We start from the raw sequence: 4,162 nt of genomic DNA on the forward strand, positions 1-4,162 counted from the left end.
TTCTTTATCTTTTTTACTTTTTTGCCACCATTCTAGATAGTCATCTTGTTTATCTTCCCGAGTTCTCTCTTTCTGATTTAATCTGTATTTGATGTCAGAAACTTGTTCACGTGTAGCGTAAAGACCACATCGCTTACAAATGAAATGTTTTGTAGCAGCATCTAATTTCATTGGAATCTCTACTTCATCAAATAATTTGAATAAATCTTCTCTACCTCTATTTTCTTCAGGAGTTTCAGCTTCATACTTTGCTTGTATTTTCTTCTTCTCTCTTGCAGTACATTCTGGACAGTTAGGCACTGATATTTTGGCTTAATTTTTTCCATAAAAGCGTTCCCACTTTATTAGATGATCGATTTAAAATCTGACACGCGGATTTTATCGTCATCCCTTGCGGTCAGTTCGCCCATCGAACATCCCGCGTGCCAGATAATTAAAAGCACAAAAATAATGTATTATTTCTTTTCTTCCAGAACACTTGCAGCGATCTTTGCCGTATTTTCTGCCCCATTTGGATTAAAATTCTTGGAAAAATCACCCAAATTTTCTTCATATTTATTATAATTTTCTTTAATTTTTGAAATAGCCTCAATCACTTGCTTTGTTTTCACAGCTAATACTCCAAGATTTTTTTTCCTCAGCCCATTTTATGTTATTAACATGTTCATCGTAAATTGGAATTCCAATAATTGGTTTTGCTTTACCTCCAAGAATTTCTCCCATTACAGTATGAGAGCCATTTACCACTGCATATTTGCTTAATTTCAAAATAGTCTCTTTTTGTTGTTCAGATAAAAAACCCACATCAATCTGAATCCATTCAATCTTTTTCTCCAAAGCACTTGATATTGTGTATTTTCTTCCATCTTTTCCTAAAACAGAATCAATAGTTGAATCGCTTTTTGCATGAGATACTATTCTTTTTTCATTTTTCATTTCATTTTGATGAAAAACTTGTTCATATCTTTGACCTGTTCCATCATTAGTTGACTTATTTCCTGTTCTCATCCAATATCCAAACTCGGAATTTTCTACAAGTTTTTCAAGATCTGATGTAGGATTTTTTTCTATGTTAGTATTGTTTGTAAAATGACCAACATATGTTACTTTATTCATTATCTCTTTTGTAAAATTTAAATTATATTCGCACATTGTATATGGAGGTGGAGAATCAGCTACCAAAATTTTTGAAGCTTTTTCAATCTGTTTGGAAACATAAATCAATGCAGGATAAAAATATGATCTTGATTTGTATAATTTAGGCCTAAACTGATTTGTTATAAACAAACTTGGGATATTGCGATTTTTTGCTAAAATATTCGAACCCATATCCCCATCATTAATCACTAGATCAAATTTTTCTTTATCGTACAATTTACTTTCTTTTCTCAAATAGCTTGCAATTTGTTTAAGCAAAGGAGGATTTTTTGAGATTGGAAATACTAAATTTAACAGTGATAATGAAATACTTGGCCCAAATTTCCCGTCAATTGGGGTTGGCATTAATATTTCGTGAATCTGATCTTTGTTGTTAGGAAACTTTTCAAGTAATTTTTGATAAACATGATCTTTACTAGAATAATGTAATTCAAATTTTTCTTTGATATGCTTATCTAATATGGAATTTAGTCTCATCATTCGAGAATAATGACCTCCACCCCATGGATAGATGAATTCGCCAATTTTTAACATAGAATTCATCCTCAAATGCCGTTTAAATTCTCAGTGATTTTATTCTAGGGAATCTAAAATGTCATGGACATTATTTGGTCCTACTTTTACAGTGACTCTTTTCTTCGTTTTCAGTGCAAAATCTATATCTTTACTTGAAAAATTTGGTATTTCATTGGAATTAATCATAAATAATTTTTCTAACTTAGGAATTTGTTTTTCTAATCCTATTTCTTTGGCTTCTTCAAAAAGTTTGGTATCTACTCCACTTAATGGTATGATTGGTAATAGATCTTTTTGAAATATTTTCTTCATGGAGTAATCAATAAACTCTGCAGAGAACATCAACGGAGATAATGCATGAGAAATATGGTTTATCTTATTTGACTTGGCTTCATGTATCATAATTTCTAGTATGGAATTTACAAATATTAAATAATTTTTGATTCCAGCTTGATTAATTTTTAGATGAAAAAATTCTAATACTATCTCTTGTTTTACTAGTCTTGGAATTATTTGATTGATTGTTTTAATTAAACTCATCAATTCAGATTTTTGTCTATAACAGATTATGATTTTTGTATCATATCCTTGTTTTATTGTTTCAAAACATGAAATCGCAGAAATCTCATCATATACACAACATATGGCATTTCTATTTTGAGATTGATATGGTATTCCTCCATGACCTTTATCTGAAAAAATACAGACATATGCATTATTTTTTGTAAGATAAGTGTACAACAACTTATCAAAATTTTCATCTGTCCCAGGACGAGCACCCATGTTAACTTTTTTTTCTATAATGTTAGATGTTGATGCAATTTCAATATCTTTAGTAAAGAACCCTTTAGTTGTACCTTCAACTCTTACAAGAAATCTTTCCCCCTTTAGAAGTAAATTACCACCTATCGTAGTAATTTCTGAAACAACTTTTTGAAAATCATTTTTTACCTGTCGTGCTATAGCTATTTTTTCAATACCAAAAAGTAAATTTATTGCTGATGATGCAAATACAGGATCATTTGCATCAACTAGAATAATATCACCATCACGTTTTACTGATTTAAATTCTTGATTTTGAATCTTCATAATTTTTTTAATATTTATAATTAGTTGTGGAATTTTGTTTTTGGAAAAAAGTGTTGGAAAAACTACCACATAAGAAATATCTCCCATCTTTTGTTTTTTAAACCACACCTGTTTATAATTTAGGATAAGACAATTGGGTAATCAATATAAAACAAAACAATTCAAATGTATTTGTGAAATTTACTCAAGAACAAGTTGATGAACTCAATTCAAAAATAAAAACCACAAATGAGGCACTTCAATGGGTCTCTGATAATCTTCATCCACGAGTCGCAAAAGCATCAAGTTTTGGTGCAGAAGATGCAGTAATTATGGATATTATGCTAAAAATTAATCCTAAATTTAGATTTTTTACATTAGATACAGGAAGACTCCCACAAGAAACTTATGACATTATGGATATTGTAAGAAAAAAATACAACATAACAATTGAGGTTTTGTTTCCTGATACTAAAGAAGTCGAAGACATGGTAAGAGAAAAGGGAATGAATCTATTTTATGAAAGTATAGAAAACAGAAAACTATGTTGTGAAATTCGTAAAGTACATCCGATTAACAGAATGTTATCAACACTAGATGGTTGGATTACTGGACTAAGACGTGATCAAACTGAAGTAAGAAAAGATGTGAATATTTTCCAAATAGATCATGGACATGGTGGAATTTTAAAAATTAACCCAATAATTGATTGGACTTGGGATCAAATTCAAGATTATATCAAGAAAAATAATCTACCTTACAACAGTCTACTTGACAAAGGTTATCCAAGCATTGGATGTGAACCATGTACAAGAGCAATTAAACCTGGAGAAGACTTGAGGGCTGGACGTTGGTGGTGGGAACAAGGAGAACACAAAGAGTGTGGCCTTCATATAGACCATAAATAGGGAATTTAGTAATGTCTGAATCAATTAAACCTCATGGCGGAAAACTGGTAAACAGAATTACCAAAGCTGATCCATCAGGATTATTTTCTATTACTATTACAGAAGACCTTGCAAACGACGTTGAAAACATTGCAGATGGAATCTTTAGTCCTTTAGAGGGATTCTTGGGGAAAAAAAGACTTTGAGAATGTAATATCAAAAGGCAGACTATCAAATGGATTGGCATGGACCATTCCAATAATTCTTGATGTGGACAAATCAACTGCTGAACAAATGAAAAAAGCGGGTAAGGTATTACTACAAAATCATCAAGGAGTAGGAATTGCAATATTGCATGTCAAAGAGATATTTACTTTTGACAAAGAAAAAACTGCAAAGGGCGTTTATGGAACTATTGATTCAACACACCCTGGAGTTGCAAAGACAATGTCTATGCAAGATTATTTGGTAGGAGGCAAAATTGATTATATTCAAAGACCTGAAGAGAATGAAATTAGAAAATACAGATTAAC

General features: G+C 30.9%; 6 protein-coding genes and 1 pseudogene. 3 read left to right on the forward strand and 4 right to left on the reverse strand.

The genetic code is table 11. The features are described from left to right. From BG20_RS02030 to BG20_RS02040, 4 genes are all read right to left on the reverse strand, one after another. The coding region (locus BG20_RS02030) for a hypothetical protein (RefSeq protein WP_010190212.1) at positions 1 to 300 on the reverse strand (300 nt) is incomplete at its 3' end. Between the two features lie 155 nt (positions 301 to 455). Beyond that, the gene (locus BG20_RS13005) at positions 456 to 611 is read right to left on the reverse strand and encodes a hypothetical protein (protein WP_238527450.1); all 156 of its coding nucleotides are present in this window, start codon (positions 609 to 611) and stop codon (positions 456 to 458) included. Next, complete coding sequence (locus BG20_RS02035; RefSeq protein ID WP_238527451.1) at positions 589 to 1,692, reverse strand: glycosyltransferase; 1,104 nt, start codon at positions 1,690 to 1,692, stop codon at positions 589 to 591. The genes BG20_RS13005 and BG20_RS02035 overlap by 23 nt, the downstream gene beginning before the upstream one ends. Before the next feature lie 39 nt (positions 1,693 to 1,731). Next, positions 1,732 to 2,850, reverse strand: coding sequence for a THUMP domain-containing protein (locus BG20_RS02040; RefSeq protein ID WP_010190219.1), 1,119 nt, complete (start codon positions 2,848 to 2,850; stop codon positions 1,732 to 1,734). Positions 2,851 to 2,936: 86 nt separating this feature from the next. Here BG20_RS02040 and BG20_RS02045 point away from each other — a divergent pair, with 86 nt between their 5' ends. From BG20_RS02045 to BG20_RS13600, 3 genes and pseudogenes are all read left to right on the forward strand, one after another. Then, entirely contained in the window at positions 2,937 to 3,650 is a 714-nt protein-coding gene (locus BG20_RS02045) for a phosphoadenylyl-sulfate reductase (RefSeq protein WP_010190221.1), read from the forward strand. 11 nt (positions 3,651 to 3,661) lie between these two features. Continuing rightward, positions 3,662 to 3,835 carry a hypothetical protein gene (locus BG20_RS13595; RefSeq protein WP_250635817.1) on the forward strand — a complete coding sequence of 58 codons (174 nt, stop codon included), beginning with the start codon at positions 3,662 to 3,664 and terminating at the stop codon, positions 3,833 to 3,835. Positions 3,836 to 3,869: 34 nt separating this feature from the next. Next, positions 3,870 to 4,162, forward strand: a pseudogene (locus BG20_RS13600) (sulfate adenylyltransferase); the annotation flags it as partial.

Origin of the sequence: Candidatus Nitrosarchaeum limnium BG20, from assembly GCF_000241145.1 — an archaeon.
Classification (GTDB): Archaea; Thermoproteota; Nitrososphaeria; order Nitrososphaerales; family Nitrosopumilaceae; genus Nitrosarchaeum; species Nitrosarchaeum limnae.

Coding starts and splice junctions, on each gene's coding strand:
- BG20_RS02035 (WP_238527451.1), bottom strand. CDS start 1,692: ATGTTAAAAATTGGCGAATTCATCTATCCATGGGGTGGAGGTCATTAT.
- BG20_RS02040 (WP_010190219.1), bottom strand. CDS start 2,850: ATGGGAGATATTTCTTATGTGGTAGTTTTTCCAACACTTTTTTCCAAA.
- BG20_RS13595 (WP_250635817.1), top strand. CDS start 3,662: ATGTCTGAATCAATTAAACCTCATGGCGGAAAACTGGTAAACAGAATT.